Raw genomic sequence first — 22,721 nt, forward strand, 5'->3', positions numbered from 1 at the left:
CCTAACGGGTCCGATGTTCGACAAGATCCTGATCGCGAACCGCGGCGAGATCGCCCTGCGCATCCTGCGGGCGGCGAAGGAGCTCGGGATCGCTACCGTGGCGGTCCACTCCACCGCCGACGCGGACGCGATGCACGTGCGCCTCGCCGACGAGAGCGTCTGCATCGGGCCACCGGCCGCCCGCGACAGCTACCTCAACATCCCGTCGATCATCGCGGCCTGCGAGATCACCGGGGCCGATGCCGTGCATCCCGGCTACGGCTTCCTGTCGGAGAATGCCCGCTTCGCCGAGGTTCTGGCCCATCACCAGATCGGCTTCATCGGACCCAAGGCGCAGCACATCCGCACCATGGGCGACAAGATCGAGGCCAAGCGCACGGCGCTGAAGCTCGGCATCCCGTGCGTGCCGGGCTCCGAGGGTGGCGTCGACGACATCGACACGGCCAAGCGCGTGGCTGCCGGGATCGGCTACCCGGTGCTCGTCAAGGCGGCGGCTGGCGGCGGCGGCCGCGGCATGAAGGTCGCGCGCTCCGAGGCCGACCTCGAGCAGGCGATCGGCATGGCCAAGTCCGAGGCCAAGGCCGCCTTCGGCGACGACGCGGTCTATCTCGAGAAATACCTGGAGAAGCCCCGGCACATCGAGGTGCAGGTGCTCGGCGACGGCCGCGGCGGCGCCGTGCACCTCGCCGAGCGCGACTGCTCCCTCCAGCGCCGACACCAGAAGGTCTGGGAGGAAGGCGGCTCGCCGGCCCTCAACGAGTCGATGCGCGCCGAGATCGGCGGCATCTGCGCCAACGCCATGAAGGAGCTCGGCTACCTCGGCGCCGGAACCATCGAGTTCCTCTACGAGGACGGACGCTTCTACTTCATCGAGATGAACACCCGCATCCAGGTCGAGCATCCGGTCACCGAGATGATCACCGGGATCGACCTCGTCATCGAGCAGATCCAGGTCGCCTCGGGCGGCCCGCTGTCGGTGAGCCAGGCGGACATCAAGGTCGAGGGCCACGCCATCGAGTGCCGGATCAACGCCGAGCACCCGGAGACCTTCCGGCCGTCGCCCGGCGAGATCACCCACTACCACACGCCCGGCGGCCTCGGCGTCCGGGTCGATTCGGCCGCGTTCCAGGGCTATCGCATCCCGCCGAACTACGATTCGCTGATCGGCAAGCTGATCGTCCACGGCCGGACCCGCAACGAGTGCCTGATGCGCCTGCGGCGCGCCCTGGACGAGTTCGTCATCGACGGGATCGACACGACGCTGCCGCTGTTCCGGACGCTGGTCCGCAACCCGGACGTGCAAAACGGCCTTTACGACATTCACTGGCTGGAGCATTTCCTGGAAGACGGCGGCATGAAAGCCTGACCGGACCTGGGCGGGGCTGCGGCGAGCGCGGCGCGCGCGGGATCTGGTCTTCGCGCCGTCCGCGCGCGACATTCACGGCATGCACGACACCGCCCGCGTGGACATCACCCCTGAGATCCTGCTGAAGGCCTACGCGGCGGGCATCTTCCCGATGGCGGAGGATGCCGACGATCCCACGCTCTACTGGGTCGAACCCAAGGCGCGCGGCGTTCTGCCCCTCGACACGTTCCGCGTTCCCCGGCGCCTCGCCCGGACGGTGCGGTCCGACCAGTTCGTGGTCCGCTGCGACACCGATTTCGACGGGGTGATCGACGGCTGCGCTGCGCCCCGGCGGGACAGCGAGCGCACCTGGATCAACGGGCGGATCCGCGAGCTCTACGGCGCCCTGTTCGACATCGGCCACGTCCACACGGTCGAGGTCTACGCGGGCGCGGACGGCCGGCTCGTCGGCGGCCTGTACGGCGTCTCGCTGGGGGCGGCCTTCTTCGGCGAGAGCATGTTCCACGAGGTCCGCGACGCCTCGAAGGTCGCCCTCGTCCACCTGATGGCCCGCCTGCGCGCCGGGCGCTACCGGCTCGCCGATACCCAATTCGTCACCGACCACCTGTCGCAGTTCGGTGCCGAGGAGGTGCCGCGCCACGTCTACAAGCGCCGCCTTGCCGAGGCCCTCGATCAGGTCGCCGACTGGAACGTCTGGCCCGGCGACGGTTCGGTTCCGGGTACGCGGGTCCTCGAGGCGCTCGAAGCTCCGGATCGCCGTTAGTGCAGTGACGCGGGCCGGTGGCCGCTAGCGCCGACGCCGGTGGCGATAGCCGGTCGAGAACGAGGCGTATTGACGGCCGCGCACGGACCGGTAGCGTCGACGCCGGCTGGTGCTGGCCTCGACCGTCTCCTCCACCTGCGGGATCGGCTCGGCCATGGCCGCCGCGGGCGTTGCCGCCATGGCGACCGCCGTATCGGCCGAGGCGTAGCCCCCGGCGACGTTCTTGGCCGCCGGTCCGAACATCGCGAGACACTGGTTGTAGGCGAGGTCGTTCTTGAGACGCTCGCATTCACCGATGGAGCGCGGTGTCCCCTGCGCCAGGGCCGGCAGGGGCGCGAGCAGCACGACGAGAGCGGCCAGCGGCTTGAGGCAGAGAGTCGGGCGGTGCACGGAGGGGGTCTCGAGCGGCGACGGCAGGCTTGTGATCCCCGAGTGCGGCGAAATCGAGGGTTGGCCTCAGCGATCGGGTCGCTCCATCCACCGGATCAGCGGCATCAGTGGGAAGATCCACGCGATGCCGAGGATCGAGTAGATCACCGCCTGCACCGCCGCCGGCGTCTCCGAGATGCGGCTATCGGCCAGGGTCATCGCCAGCGGCCCGTAGAGGCAGACGAAGACCAGGATGGCGAGAGTGCCGATCAGGGTCCGGGTGCGGCGGCGCATTGCTGTGTTCCTGGACCGTGCCTTCGGACTGTGCTCCTGGTCCCGCGGGCGGCGCCGCGGGCTCGGACGGGCGACGGCTACCTTCCCGGAACCCGGTTGGCAACGCGCCCGCTGACGCGGGCTGCGGCGCCGGCGCCGTTGATGGGCGACCGGACATCCCCTAACCCGGGCACTGCGGGGGGCATCCCGGCATCCGCGGAAGGGACGTGCATGGACATGAGCGGCGCGGGCGACCGGCGGTCGGGGGCGGTGCGAACCTGGCTCTACGTGGTCGCGGCCCTGGTGGTCGCCATGGTGGCGGTCGGCGGTGCGACGCGGCTGACCGGGTCCGGCCTGTCGATCACCGAGTGGCGCCCCGTCACGGGCGCGATCCCGCCGCTGACGGAGGCAGACTGGGCGGCCGAGTTCGCCAAGTACAGGGACACGCCGCAATACAACATCCTCAACCAGGGGATGGGATTGTCCGCCTTCAAGGTGCTGTACGGCTGGGAATGGGGCCATCGCCTGCTCGGCCGGGTGATCGGCCTCGTGTTCTTCCTGCCGCTAATCGTGTTCTGGTGGCAGGGCCGGATCAGCCGGCGGCTCGGCCTCGGCCTGCTCGGTCTAGGCGCGCTCGGCGGCCTCCAGGGCGCCATCGGCTGGATCATGGTCGCCTCGGGCCTCCAGCCCGGCATGACGGCCGTGGCGCCGCTCAAGCTCGCCCTGCACCTCACCACCGCGAGCCTGATCCTGGCCGGGCTGGTCTGGCTGGCCGCGGGCCAGCGCCCCGGCGTCCTGGCGCCCGCCCCGGCGCGCCTGCGGGCGACCGCCCTGCTGCTGCCGATCCTGGTCCTGGTGCAGATCTTCCTCGGTGGCCTCGTCGCCGGCTCGCATGCCGGCCTCGTCTACAACACATGGCCGACCATGGACGGCCATCTCGTCCCTCCGTTGGACAGCCTGTTCGCGATCCGGCCGTGGATCGAGAATTTCATCGACAACCACGCCTTGGTTCAGTTCGACCACCGGGTGACGGCCTACCTCGTCTTCGTCGTGGCGGTGCTGCACGCCGTCGACGCCTGGCTCACCGGCCCGAAGAGCGCGGCCGGGCGGGCCACGGGGGTCGTCATCCTCGTCCTCGCCCAGATGGCGCTTGGGATCGCGACGCTGCTCCTCGCCGTGCCCCTCTGGGCGGCGCTCGCGCATCAGGTGCTCGCCATGGCGGTGCTCACGATGGCCACCGTCCATGCCCGCCTCGGCCGGGGATCCGGCTTGGTCGAGCCCGCAGCCGCCGAGCCGCCGCTGGGCTTCGAGGGGCTCGCCGCCGGCCGCATCTAGGCTCTCGTGCGGTGCAGCGGCCTTGCTGCGCCGCACGAGACTTTTACCGCTTTCAGTGGAACCTTGGGATAACTCCCCATCAGCAATCTGCACATGGAACGACTAAGACTTCTCAAGCTTTAAGCTGCACGCGTTGCAGGAGGCTTCAAGATGTCTCTCGCGGAGGATGGTCGACCGCTCTCCCTGACCTGGCACTACACGCCGCGGGAGATCATGGCGGATGGCGTGATCCACGGTCTCGGCGTGGTGCTCGGCCTCGCCGGTGCCGTTGCCCTGGTGGCGACCGCGGTCACGGCGCATCTCGGGCTCGGCGAACGTGCGGCCGTTGTCGTGTACGCCACGGCCCTCGTCCTGATGCTCGGCGTCTCGGCCGTCTACAATCTCTACCCTGTGAGCCCGCGCAAATGGCTCCTGCGCCGCGCCGATCACGCGCTGATCTACCTGATGATCGCCGGGACCTACACGCCGCTGGTGGCCCTCGTCGGGTCGGGCCCGCGGGCCTACGCGCTCCTGGCGATGATCTGGGTCGTGGCCCTCATCGGGATCGCCGTGAAGCTGTTTCTGCCGGGCCGGTTCGACCGCCTGTCGATCGGGCTCTACCTGTTGCTCGGCTGGAGCGGGTTGTTCGCCTACGAATCAGTGATCGCGGCGCTTCAGCCGACCGCCCTGTGGCTCTTGGGAATGGGCGGAGCGCTCTATTCGATCGGCGTCGTGTTCCACATCTGGCGGACCCTGCCCTTCCAGAACGCGATCTGGCACGGCTTCGTCCTCGCCGCCACGGCCTGCCACTACGGGACGATCTGGGCCAGCCTGAACGGCTCGCCGATGACTTAGCGTTGGGATCGATTGCGATCGTGCGCGTAAAATTCCGGTTACCGTCCTGATGGAAAGGTCGAGACGCGGCGACCTGCTTTAAGTTTCCTGCGACCACGGGTGAACCACAACCTAGGGACTGATATTCCCGGGAGCTGGACCGTGGTCCCGAAGACGAACGACTCTGGCATCGCTCAGCGTTACCGGATCCTGCACGTGTTCCGCGCGCCGGTGGGCGGCTTGTTTCGGCACGTGATGGATCTCGCTCGCCTCCAGGCGGCCGCGGGGCACCATGTCGGTCTCATCTGTGATTCCAGCACCGGCGGCGACCGCGCTGCGGGCGCCCTGGCGGACCTGGTGCCCTGCCTGGACCTCGGCCTTGTCCGGCTGCCGATGCGCCGCAATCCGCATCCGTCGGACTGGTCCTGCCTCCGGGCCGTGGCGCAGAGGGCCGCGGAGGTCGGCGCGGAGGTCCTGCACGGACACGGCGCCAAGGGCGGCGCCTATGCCCGGCTCGCCGCGGCAGGTCCGGCGATCCGCGCCTACACGCCGCACGGCGGCAGCTACAATTACCGGCCGGGCAGCCCGCTGCACCGCCTCTACATGGGTGCCGAGGCGGTGCTCGCCCGCCGCACCGACGCGTTCCTGTTCGAGAGCGAGTACGTCGCCGGCCGCCATCGGAGCTTCGTCGGCGGTCCCGAGCGGGTGACGCGGATCGTGCACAACGGCATCGCCGAGGCCGAGTTCGCGCCGCTGGACCGCGTCGCCGAGCCCTTCGACCTGCTCTACGTCGGCGAGCTGCGGGAGGCCAAGGGCCTGCCCTACCTGCTCGAGGCCCTCGTCCGGCTGCGGGCCGAGGGCCGGGCGCTGCGCCTGCTCCTCGTTGGGTCGGGACCGGATGCCGAGATCCTTCGCGACACCGTGGCGCGGCTCGGCCTCGCCGACGCGGTGGCGTTCGAGCCGCCGCAGGCGATCCGCTCCGTGCTCGCCCGCGGGCGGATCCTCGTTGTCCCGTCGCTCGCGGAGTCGCTGCCCTACGTCGTGCTGGAAGCTGCCGCGGCGGCGCAGCCCCTGGTCGCCACTCGGGTCGGCGGAATCCCGGAGATCTTCGGCGCGGCCGCGCGCGACCTCGTGCCGTCGCGCGACCCGGCGGCGCTCGTGGAGGGGATCCGACGGGTCCTCGACGCCGCGCCGGAGGCCCTGGCCGAGCGGACGCAGAGTCTGAGCGCCTCGATCCGGCAGCGCTTCTCCCTGGAACGCATGGGCAGCGAGGTGATCTCCGGCTACGCCGCGGCCTTCGAGGCCCGCGCGGAGCGCCGCGATCCCGCACCGCGCGCGATCGCCGGGGCCCGGACCGCCTGACGACGAGACCAGCAGCAAGAGGAACGGGGGCCTGTGCGCCGCGGTGGAAAAGGCGGCGGCGCCCGCGCTCTTAAATGTTCCCACAACGCCCCGTGCCAGGGTTTCGCCGAGGCAGCGACCGCAAGGCTCGGGGGGAGCCGATCGATGAGCGCGTTCGACATTCGCGATCTTCTCGAGGCCGCCGTCCCGATGGAGGCGTCCTCGACCCCGGCCGCGGGCAGCGTGCCCCTCGCCGAGACCGCCGTCCCCGGCCCGACGGCGATCTCGCCCGTCGTGGTGGCCGGTCTGGTGCGCGGGCTGGAATGCGCGCTCATCTTCGGCTTGGGCGCATTGCTGCACGTGCTGATGCTCCGCGGCCGCGTCCCGTTCGGACTGACCTACGCGGGCGCGATCGGCATGATCGCGGTGATCACGGTGACGCTGATCCAGGCGTCCGGCGGCTACCGGGTCGCTGCCTTCCGGAGCTTCTTCAAGACCGCCGTCCGGCTGATCGCGGCGTGGTCGATGACATTCTTGATGGTCGCCGCCGGCCTCGTGCTGGCCAAGGTCGCCGACCACTACTCGCGCCTCTGGCTCGCGACCTTCTTCGGCACCGGCCTCGTGATGCTGCTGGTCGGCCGCTTCGTCCTGTTCCGCATCATCGATGCCCAGACCCGGGCAGGACGGTTCGACCGGCGCACCGCGATCGTGGGCGGCGGGCAGCCCGCGGAGGACCTGATCGCCGCCCTGGAGACGCAGAGCGAGAGCGGCATCCGCATCGTCGGGGTGTTCGACGACCGCAATGCCGATCGCTCTTCGGACGTGGTGGCGGGGCACCCGAAGCTCGGCAACGTCGACGACCTCGTCGCCTACGCGCGACACGCCCGGCTCGACCTGATCGTCTTCACGATCCCGATCACCGCGGAGGCCCGGATCCTCCAGATGCTCGCCAAGCTCTGGGTCCTGCCGATCGACATCCGCCTCTCGGCGCACGCCGCAAAGCTGCGCCTGCGCCCGCGCAGCTACTCGTATCTGGGCTCCGTCCCGGTGCTGGATGTGTTCGACCGTCCGATCGCCGACTGGGACGTCGTGGTGAAGGCGCTGTTCGACCGCTGCGTCGGCCTGATGATGCTGCTGGCGCTATCGCCGCTCATGCTGGTCATCGCCCTCGCGGTCCGGCTGACATCGCGCGGGCCGGTGCTGTTCCGGCAGAAGCGCCACGGGTTCAACAACGAGCTGATCGAGGTCTACAAGTTCCGCTCGATGTACGTGGATCAGTGCGACGCCGGCGCGGCCAAGATGGTGACACGGGGCGATCCCCGGGTCACGCCGGTCGGGCGCTTCATCCGGAAGACCTCGCTCGACGAGCTGCCGCAGCTGTTCAACGTGCTCAAGGGCGACCTGTCGCTGGTCGGCCCGCGCCCGCACGCGTTGCAGGCCAAAGCCGCCAACACGCTCTACGACCAAGTGGTCGACGGGTACTTCGCGCGCCACAAGGTCAAGCCCGGCATCACCGGATGGGCGCAGGTCAACGGCTGGCGTGGCGAGACCGACACCTCAGAGAAGCTGCAGCGGCGCGTCGAGCACGACCTCTACTACATTGAGAACTGGTCGGTGCTGCTCGATCTGCAGATCTTGCTGACCACGCCGTTCGCGCTGTTCAAGACCGAGAACGCCTACTGAGCGGAAGGGCCGGCACCGGAGCGGTGCCGGCCGGAAGCGCGCTACGGCAGCGCGCCGGCCTTCTCCTTGGCCTTCAGGATCGTGTCGCGGCAGCCCTGGGCGTCGCCGCCCTTGTCCTGCTGGCGCGCCAGCGCGACCAGCTTCTTGGCTTCCTCGACGCCCGCGGCGGTGGGCTTCACGGCGGCGTCCGACTTGGTGAGCGCTGGCGGCGTGTCGAGCGCCTTGGGCGAGTTCGAGGACGTGGTGCCGCCGGGCGGCGTCGTGCCGGTCACCGAGGCCGCGCCGGCGCTGTCCAGCCGCCGCTGCAGCGTGTCGACCTCGTCGGCGCACGGGGTCGCCAGGGCTGGCGTAGCGGCCGCCAGGGCCAGGGCTGCAACGGCGAAACGCATGATCATCGGGACGAGGCTCCACGGTGTCGGGATGCGGCCGGCGCCGACCCCTCATGCATGAGCGGACGGTAATGCGCCGGTGCGGCTACCGGGGAGACGCCGGGCGAACGGGCCCGTTCCCGAGACAGGAGGCCGCATGCGGTAGTGCGGAAACGCGACGGGCGCCCCGCGCGGCCTTCTGGCCGCGGGAGGCGCCCGCCTCTCGACGCCGCTGACGGATCAGTACTTCCGGATGATCGGCTCCGGCGACATCGGCACCGGATCGGCGCCGAAGGCGTAGCGGATGCCGGCGTAGACCGAGAAGGGCTGCGCCAGGGTCGTGGTCCGCGGATCGCTGATCCGCAGGTTGCCCGCCACCGCGCCCGGCTCGGCGTAGGTGCCGAACGTGGTGTAGCGGTTGTTGGTCAGGTTGGTGATGAGGCCGAAGACCTCGAGGTTCTTCGTCACCTGATACTTCGTCTGGAAGTTCAGAACGTAGTAGGGCGGCAGCTTGCGGTTCAGGTTCGACTCGTCGCCGCGGAAGTAGGACGAGGAGAAGGCCTGGAGGTAGAGGCCGAACTGCCAGTTGGGCGTGACGAAGTAGTCGAACCCGGCCTTGATCTGGTGGGTCGGCACCAGCGGCACGACGTTGCCCTTGCGGACCTGGATCGCGCCGTCATCCGCGAGCGGGTTGTTGGGCGACGACAGGGTGCCGTTGAACTGGAAGGTCGCGTCGACCAGCGCGTAGTTGGCGTAGACCCGCAGGTAATCGGCCGTGTACTCGCCGCCGACCTCGATGCCCTGCCGCTGCGTCGACGGCACGTTGACGAAGTAGGCGCGGGCGGTGTTGCCGGGGGTGGCCAGCGACAGGATGTCGTTGGCGAGATCGGTGCGGAAGGCGCCGATCTTGTAGGTGATGATGCCGCCGTCATAGGTGTTCGGCAGCTGGCCGCGGAAGCCGACCTCGTAGGTCCGCCCGGTGACCTGCTTGAGCGGTGGGTCGGCCACCAGCGAGTTCGGCAGCAGGCACGGCCGGTCCGGGTTGGCGCAGGCCAGCTCCAGCGGGGTCGGGGCGCGGTTCGACTCCGAGTAGCTGCCGTAGAGGTTCAGCGCGTCGAAGAACCGGTAGGTCAGGCCGGCGACCGGGTTGATCTTGTTGAAGTAGTGCGTGCCGGTTACGTCCGGCGAGAAGCCGGTCAGGTCCTCGCTCTGGATGCGCGCGAAGTTGAGCCGGGCGCCGGCGGTCAGCGACAGCCGGTCGGTCACGTCGAGCGTGTCGAGGGTGTAGAGGCCCATGTAGAGGTTGGAGCCGTTGACCGAGCTCGGCGCGATGCCGAGCGCGCCGGCGGTCCGCAGCTGCGGCGTGCCGAGGCCCGGGACGTTGCCGTAGAACGGGTTGCTCGGGTTGGTCGTGATCGACAGATCCGGGTTGATGACGCCGAGCGTGCTGGACGACTTGAAGCCGTAATTGGCCGCGTCGATGCTGCCGCCGACCACGAAGGTGTTGGACAGGCCGAAGATCCGGTCGCGATTGGCGGCCTGGAGCGAGCCGCCGAAGCCGGTGGCTTCCGTTCGGGTCGTGTCAAGCGTGCCGTACGGGATGCCCGCCCGGAACGGGATGCGCTGGTTCTGCTGCCCCAGGATCAGGAACTGGTTGCGGAAGGCGAGCTGCGACTGTCCGGCCGCCGGGCTGAACCCGTCATCCTCGAAGCAGAGGTTGCCGCGGAAGCTGGAGCGCGTGCTGCAGTTCTCGAAGTTGCCGTCGTTGCCGTCGACGTAGGTCTGGCTGAAGCGGCGGAAATAGGCGTTGCCGGCGAGATCCCAGGTCGGCGAGATGTCGACCCGGCCGGTCAGCTGGAGCGTGCCGACCTCGGTGGTGGTGGTCTGCGGGAAGGTGAAGATCGCCCGCGGGTCGCGGTGGGTGAAGTCCACCGGCGTGGCCGCGGCCGCGCCGAAGAAGCTGCGGGCGGCGAGCCCGATCAGGTGGAACTCCGCATCCTGCGAGCGGTAGCCGATGTCACCGTAGAGGCGGCCGATCGTGCTCGGGCTCTCGTAGCGCCAGCCGCGGTCGTTCAGGCCGTCGCCGGTGAAGTAGACGCTCCACGGGCCGGAGACCTTACCGTACTCGAGATAGCCGGCGGTGCGCGCGTCCGAGCCGCCCCAGGCCGAGATCTCGGTGCCCTGCCAGGTGAAGCCGTTCTTCATCTGGATGTTGACCGCGCCTCCGAGCGCGTTGAGGCCGAAGACCGGGTTGCCGGTGACCACGTCGATGCGCTGGATCGCCTGCGGCGGGATCAGGTCGAAGTTGACGATGTCGCCGAAGGCCTCGTTGATGCGCACGCCATTCTGATACACGGCGAGGCCCTGCGGCACGCCCTGCACGGGCGAGGCCGTGAAGCCGCGGTAGGTGATGTCGACGCGGTTGTTGTTGCCCTGCGAGTCGGAGACGTTGATGCCGGGCGTGCGCCGGGCCAGCGTCGTGGTCAGGTTGTCGCTGGCGCGATCGATCGTGATATCGCTCGCCGTGACCGATTCGACGGTGCTGGGGATCTTGTAGAGCGGCTGCTCGGAGCCGCGCAGCCGCACGCCGGTGCTCGGTCCCAGGGAGCCGGCCGGCGGCACCGGTCCGGGACCGTTGAAGATCTGCGCCTGGCTCGAATTTCCGCCGCCGGACCCGACCGGCGACGTCGAGACGACGCTGATCTCGCCGAGCGTGACCGATTGCTGAGCCTGCACCGCCGCCGGGAGAACCGTCCCGGCGAGAACCGATGCCGACGCGACCAGGCCGCTCCGAAGCGCCCGAAGTGACATCCCCAACCCCCTCAAACCCAAACACGTGCTCGTGACTGCCGAGCTTGGGTCTTTCTTGGAGGGTGCCGGGAACGCGCACAATTGGTTCAAGAACACGTGAGACGCGTTTCGGCCTCATTTCCGGCCTGCGCCGAGCGAAGCCGCCGCCACGTGGTTAAACAGCAACAGTTTCGGTAAAGATTTCAGCCACTTAAGGATATTTCGGCAATCTACCCGGGATAGTTTGGCAATGATCGCCGGCGCGTGGTCAGAGCCGTGCCTGAATCAGGCGCGCGATCTCGCCGAGCCGCTGCTCGAGCAGCTGCGGAACCTCGCAGACATAGGTCAGCGACTGGCTCCGCTCCTGAAAGATCCGGCGATCCCAGGCGAACTTCGTCTCCAGCTCGGACTGGTCTTTCGGGAGTTCCGTGGCGTCGGAGGCGCTCGGCGCGTCCTTCACCTGACTGATCTTGTCGGCCTCGTCGCGGATCCGCTCGGCCATACGGCGCTGGCCCTGCGCGTAGCGCGCGATGCCGCCGACCACCTTGTTGCGCTCGCCGTTCAGCACCTCGAACACGCCAGAGTAGACGCGGGTCAGGGCCTTGTCCTTCGCGTCCTTGTCGGAGCCGAACTTCTCCGCGAACGTGTCGAGGAGCGGGCCGACCTGCGAGAGGTCGGTGCGGCGCGACGCGATCTTCTGCGCCAGGACGGCGGCGTCGTTGTCGCTGCCCCAGTCGCCGGCGGCCTCCACGTCGGGGCCGGTCCAGAACTGGCCGGGACTGAGTGTGGCGACCTTGCGCTGGACGCAGGGCCAATCCGGATCCTGTTTCGGCTGCGCCAGGGCTGGACCGGCGAGGATCACGAGCCCGAGCGCCGGGCCGACGATGCGGGTCAGGAGGACGTTCATTGGGCGGACTCCATCAGGTGTTGTCGCCGGCCGGGCCGCCGCGCCGGGCCATGATGCCGCGGCCGGGGTCGTAGGCGACCACCGCCATGCCGAAGAAGGCGAGCCCCACGCCCAGCACCACGGCGCAGGCGACCGGCTCGAACTGGAGGTAGAGGGCGTAGCGGACGAGCTGGACCGCGTGGCTGAACGGGTTCAGCTCGCAGATCCAGTAGAGGGTCTCGGAGGATTCCCGGATCCGCCACAGGGGGTAGAGGGCCGACGAGGCGAAGAACATCGGGAAGATCACGAAGTTCATCACGCTGGCGAAGTTCTCGAGCTGGCGGACCAGCGAGGACAGGAACAGCCCGATCGCCCCCAGCATCAGCCCCGTGGCCAGGAAGGCCGGCAGGGCCGCGAGGTAGCCCAGCCACGGGATGTCGCTCTCCCAGAAATACGCCACGGCCAGGAACGCGTAGGCCTGCACGATCGACACGGCGACGCCGGCGATCAGCTTGGCGAGCAGGAGCAGCCACCGCGGATAGGGCGAGGTGAGCAGCACCTTCATCGAGCCGACCTCGCGGTCGTAGACCATGGACAGCGACGATTGCATGCCGTTGAACAGCTGGATCATCACGGCGAGGCCCGGCACCACGTAGACCTCGTAGAGCACGTAGGTCTGGTAGGGCGGCTCGATGGACACGCCGAGTGTGTTGCGGAAGCCGGCCGCGAAGATGAACAGCCAGACCAGCGGCCGGACCAGCGCCGAGAAGAACCGCTCCTTCTGATTGAAGAATCGCAGCAGCTCGCGGCGGACGATGCCGCCGAGGCAGATCAGGTAGCCGACCGCATCGAGGCGGCCGATCCGCGCGGCCTGGCCGCGCGGCGGGGCGGTGCCGATCCGGGTGGCGAGGGGCGTCGGGTTCGTCATGCCGCCGCCCTCCCCGGCTCGGCGACCAAGCGGCGGAACGCGTCGGCGAGGGCCTCGCCGGGCCTGCCGATCCCGCCGGCCCGGCCCCGGGCGACGATCCGGCCCCAGTGCAGCACCACGGCGTCGTCGTCGTCCGCGATCTCCTCGAAGATGTGGGTCGCCCAGAGCACCGACAAGCCCTCCTCCCGCACCAGGGCGCGGACGATCGCCACGATGTCGGCCCGCGACTCGAGGTCGAGGCCGACGGTGGGCTCGTCGAGGAGCAGCAGGTCCGGGCGGTGGATCAGCGAGCGGGCGATCTCGATCCGGCGCGACTGGCCGCCCGAGAGTGTGCGCACCTTGTCGTGGCGGCGGTCCGCGAGTCCGACGCGGTCGAGCAGCTCGCCCACACGGACCTTGGCGGCGCCGCGGGCGATGCCGTGCAGGCTCGCGTGGTAGAGGAGATTCTGCTCGACGGTGAGATCGGTGTCGAGGGTGCGGGCCTGGAACACGACGCCGAGCCGCGCCAGCGCCCGGGACGGCTCGCGATCCAGGGCGTGGCCGAAGATCGAAACCCGCCCGGTCTGGTTGTTGTAGAGCCGGGTGATAACCGAGAACAGCGTCGTCTTGCCGGCGCCGTTCGGCCCCAGCAGCGCGGCGAAGTGGCCACGCTCCACCGTGATCGAGACGTCGTTCAGCGCGGCGCGGGCGCCGAACTTGTGGCCGACATGCTCGATCAGGAGGGCCGCCGGCTCGGTCGCGCTCATCGGCCCAGGACCTTCCGGGCGTCGGAGACGGCGTCGAGGCACTCGTCGAACTCGCCCTCCTTCTGCTCCCGCTCGGCCACCCGCAGGGCCTCCCTGAGCTTCGGCACCGCCGTCTCGGGCGGGTTCAGGGCGAGGGCGTCGCGGATCATCGTGATGCCCTCGGCGCAGGACGAGGCGTCGTCGGCCGCGAGGGCCGGGCCGGCGGCGAGGAGGCAGGCGGAGAGGAGGAGGATGCGCATCACTTCACCGTCAGCGTGCCGGTCATGCCCTTGGACTCCAGGCCGTGCACCGACCACGTGTAGGTGCCGGGCTTGATCGCGACGAACTCGATGGCGATCTCACCGGGATCGTCGAACTCCAGGTGATCGGGTGGGCCGCCGCCGTGGATCTCCTTGTGCTCGATCACGATCTGGTTGAACCAGATGTAGCGGAAGAACTCCGGCGCGTAGAATTTGTATTCCTGGCGCCCCTTGGCGACGATCCGTAGCCGGTAGGCCTTGCCGGATTCCAGCGTGATGTCCTTGTTCTCGACCACGAAGTCGTTGCCCTGATCGTCGCCCAGGACGAGGTCGGGCAGGTTCTCCCGCTTCTTGGTCAGGTCGAGGGCACTGGCCGGTGCCGCGGCGAGCAGCCCTGCCAAGCCGAGGGCCGCCGTTCGAAACATGCGTGTCATGTCGTGTTCCACCCTAGGGCCGCGTCGCGCGCGGCCGTCCTCGCTCGGCGCCCGGAGGTCGCGCGGATCAGTTCGGCGAGATCGCCACGCCCCAAGGCAGGAGCCCGACCGGGATGCTCTTCACCACCTTCTCGGCGGCCACGTCGATCACCGAGACGTCGTTAGAGGTGCCGTTCGTGGTGAAGAGCTGCTTCTGGTCAGGCGTGAAGGCGAGCTGCCAGACCCGCTGGCCGACCGGCAGATACTTCTCGACCGCGTAGGTCTTGGCGTCGATCACGGCGACGCGGTTCGCCGGCCCGAGGGCCACGAAGGCCTTGGATCCGTCCTTGGTGATCCGGATGCCCACCGGCTGGATCGCCTCGTCGTTCACGCCCGGGATCTTGAAGGTGATCTTCCTGATCACGCGGCGCTGGGCGACGTCGATCACGCTCACCGTGCCGCCGACCTCCGCCGAGACCCACAGGAACTTGCCGTCGGCGGTGAACTCGGCGAAGCGCGGCCGGGCGTCGACCAGCACGTTGTCGATGACCTGGAATGTCTTCGTATCGATGAAGTGGGCCATGTTGGTCGTCTCGGAGGTGTTGACGAGGATCTTCCCGTCCGGCGACAGGCCCATGCCCTCCGGCTCGACGCCCACCGGTACCTCGGCGAGCACCTTGTTCTTCTCGATGTCGATGATCGTGACCTGGCTGTCGTCCTCGTTGGCCACGTAGAGCGGGTTCCCGGAGGCGTCGAGGATGAACTGCTCCGGATCCGGCCCGGAGCGCAGCGAGCGCACCACCTTTCCGGAACTGGTGTCGAGCACGTCGATCCGGTCGTCGTCGCTCGCGCAGACGAACAGCTCCTTGCCATCCTTGGAGACGGTCACACCGCGCGGGCGCCGCCCGACCTTCCACGTCGCCGTCACCGCCATCGTGTTGGTGTCGATGACGCTGACCGAGTTGCCCTTCTCGTTCGTCACGTAGGCGGTGAAGGCGGCGGCCGGCCCGCACAGGGCGAACCACGCACCGAGGGCGACCCCACTCAGACATGCCTCGACGCGGCGGCTCATACGGTTTCCTTCCCTTGCGACGGCCCGGCGCCCTGGGCGGACGTTCTCGGGGGACGTTTGTAGTGCGATTTCCGCGCGTTGCGAGGGCCTTGGCCGCTCGCCATCGCCGCAGGCCGCGGGTTCACTTGAACTTGCAGGTGGTCTCGGGGAGGTCGACGCCCAGCGTGTCGAGGGGCGTGCGCTGGTGCAGGAAACCCTGCTCCGGCGCGACGGAGACCAGCGCCTTCGGCTGTACCACGATGATCGCCTGCCGGAGCTGGTGGTCCCAGGGCCGGAAGCTCAGCGGCACGCCCTTGTAGGCCGGCAGCGTGAAGGCGGGCTCGACGAGGTACGGGGCGATCACGGCCGGGTCGTTGGTCTTCTTGGCCGTCACGGCCTCGCCCACCGTCCGCACCGCGGCCCAGACCTGATAGTCCAGCGGGCGCATCAGCCGGGAGGCGAGCCGCCGGAACCGGTTCTGGGCCTGCGCGGCGCCCCAGGTCTCCAGCACGGGGGACCAGGTCGTCGGCGTCAGCGCCTGCGTGCCGCCGACGGGGCGCGGATCGACGGTGCGGTAGGGCACGTAGTCGCCCCAGTCGCCCTCCTCGTCGGCCACGATGGCCATGTCGTAGTCGAGGCCCCGGGTGAAGACCATCGCCTCGGCGCGGGTCGGCGTGTCGCCGCGCGCCTTGGCGAGGGGGCCGAAGGTCCAGGGCTTCTCGGCGGTGATCTTCAGCGCGAACTTCCGCGCCGAGTTGCGCATCGCGTCGGCGTAGGCCTTGTCGGCGTCGGTCGGGCCGACGATCAGGAAGAGCTTCCGCCAGCGCATCACGGTCAGGTACTGCGCCAGGGCGTCGGTGAGCATCGCCCGCGACGGCAGGATGTGGAACACGTTGGCGCGGCACTCGGCGCCGCGCAGACGATCGTCGGGCGCCCCCGCGTTGAGCACGACCGCGCCCGTGTCCTTGACGGCGTCGGCCACGGCCAGAACCGCGTCGGCGGGGAGCGCCAGGACCAAGTAGCGCACGCCCTTGCCGATCAGCTCCTTGGCCGCCGCCACGGCGTCCGGCTTGTCGTCGGTCAGGGCGACTTCGTCCAGGACGTAGGTCTGCTTGGTGAAGCGGCCGGTGGTGTTGTTGTCGGCGATGCCCATCTTGGCGCCGGCCAGGCCCTCGTCCTCCGGCGCCGCCTCGGCATCGTACGAGGACGGGGCGGACTGCGGCCGGTAGATCAGGCCGACATGGGTCTCGAGCGCCTGCGGAGCGGCGGCCTGGGCCGGCTGCGCCGCCGCGGCCGGCGCCGGGTCCTCGGCCCGCGCCGCCGCCGGGGCGATGGCGAGCGCGACGGCGGCCGCGCGCAGCCAGGACGGGCGCGTCTTGTGCCGGAGGGCCGTGTCGGGTGCAGGATGGTGCATGCGCGCGGCCTCTATCAGCTTCCGCTCAGGCCGCTCAACCGCGGCGTCTCGTCCCGACGTTCACGTTACCGTCGTGGGATAGGCGGGCGCGGAAGTACATTGCCAAATTGTCCCTTCGCCCGACCTATGGCGGGAACGATGCCGCCGCCTCGGGCGGTCGAACGCCTCGAGAGGAAGCTCCCGCCGATGCGCCACACGTCTCTCCGCGCCGCGCTCGCCTGCGGCGTCGTCCTGTGGACCACCCTGCCCGGTGCGGCCGGCGCCGCCGAGAAGGCCGCCGTCTTCCCGGTCGAGCTGTTCGATCCCGGTGCCGCCTACGGATCCCGGACGCGGCCGGTGGACGCCCGGAAGCTCGCCCTCGTCACCGACGAGTTGCGCAACGCCCTGCGCGACAAGGCCGGTCTGGAGATCGTCGATACCGCGCCCAAGGCCGACGTCGTGGCCAAGGAGGGGCCGCTCTACAAATGCAACGGCTGCGCGGCCGACATCGCCAAGAGCCTGGGTGCGGACCTCGTCGTGACCGGTTATGTGGAGAAGGGGTCCGGCCAGATCTTCAACCTGAGCGTCGCGATCGCCGAAGCCGATACCGGCAAGGTGGTGCGCGGCGGGCAGGTGACGATCCGGGCCGACACCGACGATACCTGGGCGCATGCGATGCGTTGGGTGGTCAAGAACCGCCTGCTCGCCGAGCCGCTGCCCGGGAAGTCCTGAGACGGCCCGTTCAAGTTCGAGTGTTTCGTGCCCGCGTCCACCATCCAGCAAGACCCCCTGCCCCGGCTCCTCGTCAGCGTTCGCGATCCGGCCGAGGCCGAGGCAGCCCGCCTCGCCGGCGCCGACCTGATCGACGCCAAGGACCCGGAGCGCGGGGCGCTCGGCGCCCTGGACGAGGACGTCGTGCGGGAGATCGTCGCCCGCGTGTCCGGCGGTGCCGCGACGAGCGCGGTGGCCGATCCGGCGGCCGGATCCGTCGCCGCCCTGGCCCGGACCGGCGTCGACTGGGTGAAGGTCGGTCTACGTCCTGCCGAGATCCGGGACGCGGCGACGCTGGCCGATCGCGTCGCGGCCGCGCCGGGCCGGCTGATCGCCGTGCTGTTCGCCGAGGACGGGCCGGCGGCCCCGCATGTGCCCGCCCTGGCGGCGGCCGGCTTTGCCGGCGCCATGATCGACACCGCCGGCAAGACCGGCGCCCGCCTGCCCGACCTCGCCGCGCCCTCGGACCTCTCGGCCTTCACCACCGCCTGCCGGGCGAACGGCCTGATGAGCGGCCTCGCCGGGTCGCTGCGGGTCATCGACATCCCCGGCCTCTGCGCGCATCGGCCGGATTACCTCGGCTTCCGCGGCGGCCTGTGCCGGGACTTCGACCGCCGCAACGGCATCGATCCGCTGCGCGTGGCCGAGGCCCTGCGCGCCCTGCGGCCGAGCCGGCAGGACGCGGCGTGACGAGCGTCATCAAGATCGGCGGCAGCCTCGAGGCGGATCCGCATCGCCGCCGCGCCCTGCTGGAAGCGATCGGCGACGGCACGCACGGGCGCTGCATCGTGGTGCCGGGCGGCGGCGCCTTCGCGGACGCCGTCCGGGCCGCGCAGGCGCGGGAGCGCTTCGGCGACGCCGAGGCCCATCGCCGGGCGCTCGACGCCATGAGCGACGCGGCCGGCATCTTCCGCGGGATCGAGCCGCGGCTCGTGCAGAGCCTGGAGCCCTGGGCTGAGACGGCGCCCGCGCGGATTCGGGTCTGGAACCCGCGCGCTCTCCGAGCCGGCCACCCGGACATCCCGGAGACCTGGGACGTCACCTCGGACAGCCTCGCCCTCTGGCTCGCCGCGCGGGTCGGGGCGGAGCGCTGCGTCCTGGTGAAATCCGTCGATGCGCCGCCGGGCGTCGACCCCGCCGCGCTGGCGCGGGACCGGATCGTGGATGCCGCCTTCCCGGGCTTCGCGGCATGTTTCGGGGGGACGATCGAGGTCTGGGGACCGCACCGCCGCGTCGCGGTCGAGACGAGGGCCGCCGCGTGAGCACCGCCGAGCACATCGTCTTCGTCACCGGCCGCCTCGCCCGGGCGCGGCTCGAGAAGGTCGCGGCGGGGCTCCCGCAGACCCTCCACTGGAGCATCGCGGATGCCGGCGTGAAGGTCGCGGCGCTGATGACCGAGGAGATCATCCGCCGGCGGGTCGTGCTGCCCGAGGGCGCCACGCGGATCGTCCTGCCGGGCCGGTGCCGGGCCAATCCCGAGCACCTCGCGGCGCATTTCGGCGTCCCCGTGGAGCGCGGCCCCGACGAGGTGGTCGACCTGCCGGCCTGGCTCGGCCTGACCGCCCGCAAGGTCGACCTGTCCCGGCACGACCTCCGGATCTTCTCGGAGATCGTAGACGCGTCGAAGATGAGCGTCGACCAGATCCTCGCCAAGGGGCTCGATCTCGCCGGGCGCGGCGCGGACGTCATCGATCTCGGCGGTCTGCCCGATACCTCGTTCCCGCACCTCGAGGATTCCGTGCGGGCCCTGAAGGGCGCCGGCCTGAGGGTCAGCGTCGATTCCTTCTCCCGCGAGGAACTGGTCCGGGGCGCCGGCGCCGGCGCCGACTTCCTGCTGAGCCTGAACGAGGAGACCCTCGATCTCGCCTTCGAGACCGACGCGATGCCGATCCTCGTGCCGATGCGGCCGGACGACCTGCCCTCCCTCGATCGCGCGATCGAGCGCATGCTCAAGGCGGGGCGGCCGTTCCTGGCCGACCCGATCCTCGAGCCGATCCACCACGGCTTCGTCGACTCGATCGCGCGCTACCGCGACACCCGCGTCCGCTGGCCCGAGATCGACATGATGATGGGCACCGGCAACCTCACCGAGCTGACCGAGGCCGATTCCCTGGGCGTCACGGCGCTGCTCGTCGGGATGTGCTCGGAGCTGTCGATCCGCAACGTGCTGATCGTGCAGGTCTCCAACCACACCCGCCGCACCGTCGAGGAGCACGACGCCGCCCGGCGGGTCATGTACGCGGCCAAGGCCGATTCGGCGCTGCCGAAGGGCTACGGCCGGGCGCTCCTCGCCCTTCACGACAAGCGCCCGTTCGTGCAGACCGCCGACGAGATCGCCCAGGCCGCCGCCGAGGTGCGTGACCCAAATTACCGGATCGTGATCGCCGAGGACGGGATCCACCTCTACAACCGCGACATCCACAGGGTCGGCACCGACGCGATGGCCTTCTTCCCCGACCTCGACGTGGCGAGCGACGGCGCCCACGCCTTCTATCTCGGCGCCGAACTCGCCAAGGCCGAGACGGCGTGGCGGCTCGGCAAGCGCTACGTTCAGGACGAGGCCCTCGACTGGGGCTGCGCGGCCGACGCCGACATCGAGGATGCCACCGCCTTCAAGAAGGCCGGCCACACCCGCCATTCCGGACCCGACGCGCCCCCGCCCGGGACCCGCGACGCGCGCCTGGCCGGGCCCGAGGCCGGCGCGAGCCCGCCCGAGACCGTCCCGGAGGCCGCGGCGCGCGCCGCGGTCGCGCCCGAGCGCCCGCAGGATCCGCCGTCGAAGCTAGTCTGCGGGCGCCTCGTCCCCGCCGACAAGGCGTGAGGCCATGCCGCTGATTCTCGAGACCATCGTCACCACCTTGTCCCCGGCGGGCGAGCTGCACCTCGTCCCGTTCGGGCTGATCGGCGAGGATGAGGGCTACGTCCTCGCGCCGTTCCGGCCATCGCCGACGATCGTCAACCTGGAGGCCAATCCCTGCTTCGCGGCCTCGAGCCCGCGCGACATCCGGGTGATCGCCGGCGCGGTGACGGGCCGGCGCGAGTGGCCGACGCTGCCGTGCGCGGCGATCGAGGGCCGCCGCCTCGCCGACAGTTTCGGCCACGCGGAATTCGCGGTCGCCTCCGTCGAAGCCCACGAGACTCGGCCTCGCTTCCGTGGCCGGATGGTCCACAGCGCCGCGCATTCGCCGTTCATCGGCTTCAACCGCGCGCAGGCGGCGGTCCTCGAGGCCGCCATTCTTTCGACCCGGCTCCACATGCTGGAGCCCGAGAAGGTGTTGACGGAGATGGCCTACCTCGCCATCGCCATTGGCAAGACCGCGGGACCGCGCGAGCGCGAGGCCTGGGGTTGGATCGAGGACAAGGTCGCGGCGGCCCTCGGCCCCGAGGCGCGCGTCCTCGATCGCGACGACCGCTGAGGGCGGGAGGAGAAGGACAAGATGAAGAAAATCACCCTGGCCCTGGCGGCCACGGCGGCCCTGGTGGCGGCGACCGCGCAGGCCCACGGCCCGACCCGGCGCAAGATCACCGAGTCGATCGAGATCAACGCCCCCGCCGACAAGGTCTGGGCCGTGGTCGGCGACCTGAAGAATTCCGACTGGATGCAGAACGTCACCAAGACGGAGCTCAACGGCGACCCGGCCGGCAAGTTCAAGCGTGTGCTGACGCTCAAGAACGGGAATCAGATCTCCGAGACCAGCAACAAGTACAAGCCGGAGGACAAGCTGTTCTCCTACTACATCGACAAGGTCGACGTGAAGGATCTTCCGGCGAACGACTACTCGGCGACCATCACGGTCGAGCCCGAGGGCAACGCCAAGTCGAAGGTCGAGTGGAAGGCGGCGTTCTATCGCGGCTACATGAACAACGACCCGCCGCCGGATCTGAACGACGAGGCCTCCGAGAAGGGCGTCGGCGACTGGATCAAGGCGAGCCTCGCCAACCTGAAGGCCAAGGTCGAGAAGGGCTCGTGAGCCCGGCTCGGGGCCGCGCGACCCTCGTCGCCGGCCTCGTCCTCGTGGCGACCGCCTCCCGCGCCGAACCGGCCCGGGAGGCCATCGTCACCGCCCAGCTCGGCGGCGCGGTCGAGATCGTCGACCTGGCCGCCGGGAAGGTGGTGCGCCGCATCCCCGTCGACGGGGCCCCGGCTGGGATCGCCCTGTCGCCCGATCGCCGGCGGGCCTACGTCACGCGGCCGGAGGGGCACGGCCTCGCGATCCTCGACCTCGACGCCGGCAAGGTCCTGTCCGAGGTGCCGCTGCCCGGCGGCCCGCTCGGCGTCGCTTCCGACCCGCGGGGCGGCGCGGTCTACGTGGCCGACTGGTACGGGCACCGCCTGTTCGTGCTGACCGAGCGCGACGGCACCCTGGTTCCGGACGGCGAGATCGCCGTCGGCGCTTCGCCCTCGGGGATCGCCGTCAGCCCCGACGGGGCGACGCTCTACGTCGCCAACCGCGAGGCCGACACGGTCTCGGTCGTGGACGCCGCGACCCGGCGGGAGACCAAGGTCATCCCGGTGGGGCAGCATCCGTTCGGAATCACGCTCGATGCCGCGGCGGGGCGCGCCTACACGGCCAACGTGACCGGCGACGACGTCTCGGTGCTGGATCTGAAGACAGGGCGCGAGATCGGCCGCATCCCGACCGGCCGCCGGCCCTACGTCATCGCCCTCGCCGGCGGGCGCGGCTTCGTGACGGACCAGTATGCCGGCAGCGTCACGGCGTTCGACCTCGCCACGCTCAAGCCGATCGCCGATGTCGATGTCGGCGACCACCCTGAAGGGATCGCCGCGGATCCCGACGGACGCCTCTACGTCGCCAACTGGGGCGACAACACGCTGAGCGTTCTCGATTCGAAGACGCTCAAGGTGCTGGCGACCATCCCGACGGGCAACGGCCCACGCTCGTTCGGCGCGTTCCTGCGCTGAGCGTCAGCCCGGTCGGCGCTGGGGCGCCCGCCGGTAGGCCGCCCGGGCCATCAGGAGCGCACCGCCGACCTGCAGGAAGCCGGTCTCGCCGAGATCCGAGGGGGCGATATGCGCCTGGATCAGCAGCCGTGTCAGCGCGTTCAGCGCGAGCAACGTCAGGCAGAAGGCCGCGGCGGCGAGCAGGCTGGCGACGAACTCGGGCATGATCTCCCTCCCGTGTCGAACGGGGAGAGATTAGCAAGCCGCGCGCCAAGGCCAAGCTGCCGGGC

General features: G+C 70.1%; 25 protein-coding genes. 13 read left to right on the top strand and 12 right to left on the bottom strand.

All coding sequences use genetic code 11. The annotated features are described in order from the left end of the window. Positions 1 to 13: 13 nt before the first annotated feature. Both accC and aat read left to right on the top strand, forming a co-directional pair. The gene (accC, locus tag ABIC30_RS08820) at positions 14 to 1,366 is read left to right on the top strand and encodes an acetyl-CoA carboxylase biotin carboxylase subunit (RefSeq protein ID WP_020092099.1); all 1,353 of its coding nucleotides are present in this window, start codon (positions 14 to 16) and stop codon (positions 1,364 to 1,366) included. Positions 1,367 to 1,445: 79 nt separating this feature from the next. Beyond that, positions 1,446 to 2,129, top strand: coding sequence for a leucyl/phenylalanyl-tRNA--protein transferase (aat, locus tag ABIC30_RS08825; RefSeq protein WP_020092098.1), 684 nt, complete (start codon positions 1,446 to 1,448; stop codon positions 2,127 to 2,129). 24 nt (positions 2,130 to 2,153) lie between these two features. On the opposite strand, the gene ABIC30_RS08830 is transcribed toward aat, so the two are convergent. After that, positions 2,154 to 2,519, bottom strand: a complete 366-nt coding sequence (locus ABIC30_RS08830; protein ID WP_020092097.1) for a hypothetical protein — start codon at positions 2,517 to 2,519, stop codon at positions 2,154 to 2,156. A gap of 66 nt (positions 2,520 to 2,585) precedes the next feature. After that, on the bottom strand, positions 2,586 to 2,792 hold the full coding sequence (locus ABIC30_RS08835) for a DUF2842 domain-containing protein (RefSeq protein WP_012319661.1): 207 nt from the start codon (positions 2,790 to 2,792) through the stop codon (positions 2,586 to 2,588). Positions 2,793 to 3,002: 210 nt separating this feature from the next. Between ABIC30_RS08835 and ABIC30_RS08840 the strand changes: the two genes are divergently transcribed. The 4 genes from ABIC30_RS08840 to ABIC30_RS08855 all read left to right on the top strand — a co-directional run bounded on the left by ABIC30_RS08840 (position 3,003) and on the right by ABIC30_RS08855 (position 7,943). Next, on the top strand, positions 3,003 to 4,106 hold the full coding sequence (locus tag ABIC30_RS08840) for a COX15/CtaA family protein (RefSeq protein ID WP_331299087.1): 1,104 nt from the start codon (positions 3,003 to 3,005) through the stop codon (positions 4,104 to 4,106). A gap of 150 nt (positions 4,107 to 4,256) precedes the next feature. Then, positions 4,257 to 4,940, top strand: a complete 684-nt coding sequence (trhA, locus tag ABIC30_RS08845; protein WP_020092095.1) for a PAQR family membrane homeostasis protein TrhA — start codon at positions 4,257 to 4,259, stop codon at positions 4,938 to 4,940. Positions 4,941 to 5,081: 141 nt separating this feature from the next. Then, positions 5,082 to 6,281 (top strand): glycosyltransferase family 4 protein, encoded by a 1,200-nt coding sequence (locus ABIC30_RS08850; protein ID WP_020092094.1) that lies wholly within the window; start codon positions 5,082 to 5,084, stop codon positions 6,279 to 6,281. 144 nt (positions 6,282 to 6,425) lie between these two features. Beyond that, positions 6,426 to 7,943 (top strand): undecaprenyl-phosphate glucose phosphotransferase, encoded by a 1,518-nt coding sequence (locus ABIC30_RS08855; protein ID WP_234082505.1) that lies wholly within the window; start codon positions 6,426 to 6,428, stop codon positions 7,941 to 7,943. Between the two features lie 41 nt (positions 7,944 to 7,984). On the opposite strand, the gene ABIC30_RS08860 is transcribed toward ABIC30_RS08855, so the two are convergent. From ABIC30_RS08860 to ABIC30_RS08900, 9 genes are all read right to left on the bottom strand, one after another. Then, complete coding sequence (locus ABIC30_RS08860; protein WP_234082503.1) at positions 7,985 to 8,338, bottom strand: hypothetical protein; 354 nt, start codon at positions 8,336 to 8,338, stop codon at positions 7,985 to 7,987. Between the two features lie 213 nt (positions 8,339 to 8,551). Next, entirely contained in the window at positions 8,552 to 11,122 is a 2,571-nt protein-coding gene (locus ABIC30_RS08865; protein WP_020092091.1) for a TonB-dependent receptor, read from the bottom strand. Positions 11,123 to 11,369: 247 nt separating this feature from the next. Beyond that, entirely contained in the window at positions 11,370 to 12,008 is a 639-nt protein-coding gene (locus ABIC30_RS08870) for a hypothetical protein (RefSeq protein ID WP_020092090.1), read from the bottom strand. 13 nt (positions 12,009 to 12,021) lie between these two features. Further along, complete coding sequence (locus tag ABIC30_RS08875) at positions 12,022 to 12,915, bottom strand: lanthanide ABC transporter permease protein PedC (RefSeq protein ID WP_020092089.1); 894 nt, start codon at positions 12,913 to 12,915, stop codon at positions 12,022 to 12,024. Then, a complete protein-coding gene (locus ABIC30_RS08880) occupies positions 12,912 to 13,661 on the bottom strand; it encodes a lanthanide ABC transporter ATP-binding protein PedB/LutE (protein WP_354454717.1) in 750 nt (249 codons plus the stop codon). The genes ABIC30_RS08875 and ABIC30_RS08880 overlap by 4 nt, the downstream gene beginning before the upstream one ends. After that, entirely contained in the window at positions 13,658 to 13,900 is a 243-nt protein-coding gene (locus tag ABIC30_RS08885; RefSeq protein ID WP_020092087.1) for a hypothetical protein, read from the bottom strand. Before ABIC30_RS08885 ends, ABIC30_RS08880 begins: the two co-directional genes overlap by 4 nt. After that, entirely contained in the window at positions 13,900 to 14,334 is a 435-nt protein-coding gene (locus ABIC30_RS08890; RefSeq protein WP_081636452.1) for a cupredoxin domain-containing protein, read from the bottom strand. The genes ABIC30_RS08885 and ABIC30_RS08890 overlap by 1 nt, the downstream gene beginning before the upstream one ends. A gap of 67 nt (positions 14,335 to 14,401) precedes the next feature. Beyond that, positions 14,402 to 15,385 (bottom strand): YVTN family beta-propeller repeat protein, encoded by a 984-nt coding sequence (locus tag ABIC30_RS08895; protein ID WP_020092085.1) that lies wholly within the window; start codon positions 15,383 to 15,385, stop codon positions 14,402 to 14,404. A gap of 121 nt (positions 15,386 to 15,506) precedes the next feature. After that, entirely contained in the window at positions 15,507 to 16,778 is a 1,272-nt protein-coding gene (locus ABIC30_RS08900) for a lanthanide ABC transporter ABC transporter substrate-binding protein PedA1 (protein WP_042672901.1), read from the bottom strand. Positions 16,779 to 16,964: 186 nt separating this feature from the next. Between ABIC30_RS08900 and ABIC30_RS08905 the strand changes: the two genes are divergently transcribed. From ABIC30_RS08905 to ABIC30_RS08935, 7 genes are read left to right on the top strand one after another with little or no spacing between them, the layout of a single operon-like run. Then, a complete protein-coding gene (locus ABIC30_RS08905) occupies positions 16,965 to 17,489 on the top strand; it encodes a DUF3280 domain-containing protein (RefSeq protein ID WP_026604768.1) in 525 nt (174 codons plus the stop codon). Positions 17,490 to 17,516: 27 nt separating this feature from the next. Further along, positions 17,517 to 18,218, top strand: coding sequence for a (5-formylfuran-3-yl)methyl phosphate synthase (locus ABIC30_RS08910; RefSeq protein ID WP_020092082.1), 702 nt, complete (start codon positions 17,517 to 17,519; stop codon positions 18,216 to 18,218). Then, the gene (locus ABIC30_RS08915) at positions 18,215 to 18,790 is read left to right on the top strand and encodes an amino acid kinase family protein (protein WP_020092081.1); all 576 of its coding nucleotides are present in this window, start codon (positions 18,215 to 18,217) and stop codon (positions 18,788 to 18,790) included. The genes ABIC30_RS08910 and ABIC30_RS08915 overlap by 4 nt, the downstream gene beginning before the upstream one ends. Then, a complete protein-coding gene (locus ABIC30_RS08920) occupies positions 18,787 to 20,349 on the top strand; it encodes a DUF6513 domain-containing protein (RefSeq protein WP_020092080.1) in 1,563 nt (520 codons plus the stop codon). The genes ABIC30_RS08915 and ABIC30_RS08920 overlap by 4 nt, the downstream gene beginning before the upstream one ends. Before the next feature lie 4 nt (positions 20,350 to 20,353). Continuing rightward, entirely contained in the window at positions 20,354 to 20,944 is a 591-nt protein-coding gene (locus ABIC30_RS08925) for a DUF447 domain-containing protein (RefSeq protein WP_020092079.1), read from the top strand. 21 nt (positions 20,945 to 20,965) lie between these two features. Then, a complete protein-coding gene (locus ABIC30_RS08930) occupies positions 20,966 to 21,499 on the top strand; it encodes an SRPBCC family protein (protein ID WP_020092078.1) in 534 nt (177 codons plus the stop codon). After that, entirely contained in the window at positions 21,496 to 22,452 is a 957-nt protein-coding gene (locus ABIC30_RS08935) for a YncE family protein (RefSeq protein WP_020092077.1), read from the top strand. Before ABIC30_RS08930 ends, ABIC30_RS08935 begins: the two co-directional genes overlap by 4 nt. A gap of 3 nt (positions 22,453 to 22,455) precedes the next feature. On the opposite strand, the gene ABIC30_RS08940 is transcribed toward ABIC30_RS08935, so the two are convergent. Next, positions 22,456 to 22,656, bottom strand: coding sequence for a hypothetical protein (locus ABIC30_RS08940; RefSeq protein ID WP_020092076.1), 201 nt, complete (start codon positions 22,654 to 22,656; stop codon positions 22,456 to 22,458). Positions 22,657 to 22,721: the final 65 nt, after the last annotated feature.

Source organism: Methylobacterium sp. 1030 (assembly GCF_040544715.1).
In the GTDB taxonomy this organism is placed as follows: Bacteria; Pseudomonadota; Alphaproteobacteria; order Rhizobiales; family Beijerinckiaceae; genus Methylobacterium.

What these genes read in the sequence shown, in the direction of transcription:
- ABIC30_RS08925 (WP_020092079.1), top strand. Translation starts at nt 20,354, where the DNA reads ATGCCGCTGATTCTCGAGACCATCGTCACCACCTTGTCCCCGGCGGGC.
- ABIC30_RS08860 (WP_234082503.1), bottom strand. Translation starts at nt 8,338, where the DNA reads ATGATCATGCGTTTCGCCGTTGCAGCCCTGGCCCTGGCGGCCGCTACG.
- ABIC30_RS08840 (WP_331299087.1), top strand. Translation starts at nt 3,003, where the DNA reads ATGGACATGAGCGGCGCGGGCGACCGGCGGTCGGGGGCGGTGCGAACC.
- ABIC30_RS08895 (WP_020092085.1), bottom strand. Translation starts at nt 15,385, where the DNA reads ATGAGCCGCCGCGTCGAGGCATGTCTGAGTGGGGTCGCCCTCGGTGCG.
- ABIC30_RS08835 (WP_012319661.1), bottom strand. Translation starts at nt 2,792, where the DNA reads ATGCGCCGCCGCACCCGGACCCTGATCGGCACTCTCGCCATCCTGGTC.
- ABIC30_RS08875 (WP_020092089.1), bottom strand. Translation starts at nt 12,915, where the DNA reads ATGACGAACCCGACGCCCCTCGCCACCCGGATCGGCACCGCCCCGCCG.
- ABIC30_RS08890 (WP_081636452.1), bottom strand. Translation starts at nt 14,334, where the DNA reads ATGACACGCATGTTTCGAACGGCGGCCCTCGGCTTGGCAGGGCTGCTC.
- ABIC30_RS08880 (WP_354454717.1), bottom strand. Translation starts at nt 13,661, where the DNA reads ATGAGCGCGACCGAGCCGGCGGCCCTCCTGATCGAGCATGTCGGCCAC.
- ABIC30_RS08940 (WP_020092076.1), bottom strand. Translation starts at nt 22,656, where the DNA reads ATGCCCGAGTTCGTCGCCAGCCTGCTCGCCGCCGCGGCCTTCTGCCTG.
- aat (WP_020092098.1), top strand. Translation starts at nt 1,446, where the DNA reads ATGCACGACACCGCCCGCGTGGACATCACCCCTGAGATCCTGCTGAAG.
- ABIC30_RS08870 (WP_020092090.1), bottom strand. Translation starts at nt 12,008, where the DNA reads ATGAACGTCCTCCTGACCCGCATCGTCGGCCCGGCGCTCGGGCTCGTG.
- ABIC30_RS08885 (WP_020092087.1), bottom strand. Translation starts at nt 13,900, where the DNA reads ATGCGCATCCTCCTCCTCTCCGCCTGCCTCCTCGCCGCCGGCCCGGCC.
- ABIC30_RS08855 (WP_234082505.1), top strand. Translation starts at nt 6,426, where the DNA reads ATGAGCGCGTTCGACATTCGCGATCTTCTCGAGGCCGCCGTCCCGATG.
- trhA (WP_020092095.1), top strand. Translation starts at nt 4,257, where the DNA reads ATGTCTCTCGCGGAGGATGGTCGACCGCTCTCCCTGACCTGGCACTAC.
- ABIC30_RS08900 (WP_042672901.1), bottom strand. Translation starts at nt 16,778, where the DNA reads ATGCACCATCCTGCACCCGACACGGCCCTCCGGCACAAGACGCGCCCG.
- ABIC30_RS08905 (WP_026604768.1), top strand. Translation starts at nt 16,965, where the DNA reads ATGCGCCACACGTCTCTCCGCGCCGCGCTCGCCTGCGGCGTCGTCCTG.
- ABIC30_RS08865 (WP_020092091.1), bottom strand. Translation starts at nt 11,122, where the DNA reads ATGTCACTTCGGGCGCTTCGGAGCGGCCTGGTCGCGTCGGCATCGGTT.
- accC (WP_020092099.1), top strand. Translation starts at nt 14, where the DNA reads ATGTTCGACAAGATCCTGATCGCGAACCGCGGCGAGATCGCCCTGCGC.
- ABIC30_RS08930 (WP_020092078.1), top strand. Translation starts at nt 20,966, where the DNA reads ATGAAGAAAATCACCCTGGCCCTGGCGGCCACGGCGGCCCTGGTGGCG.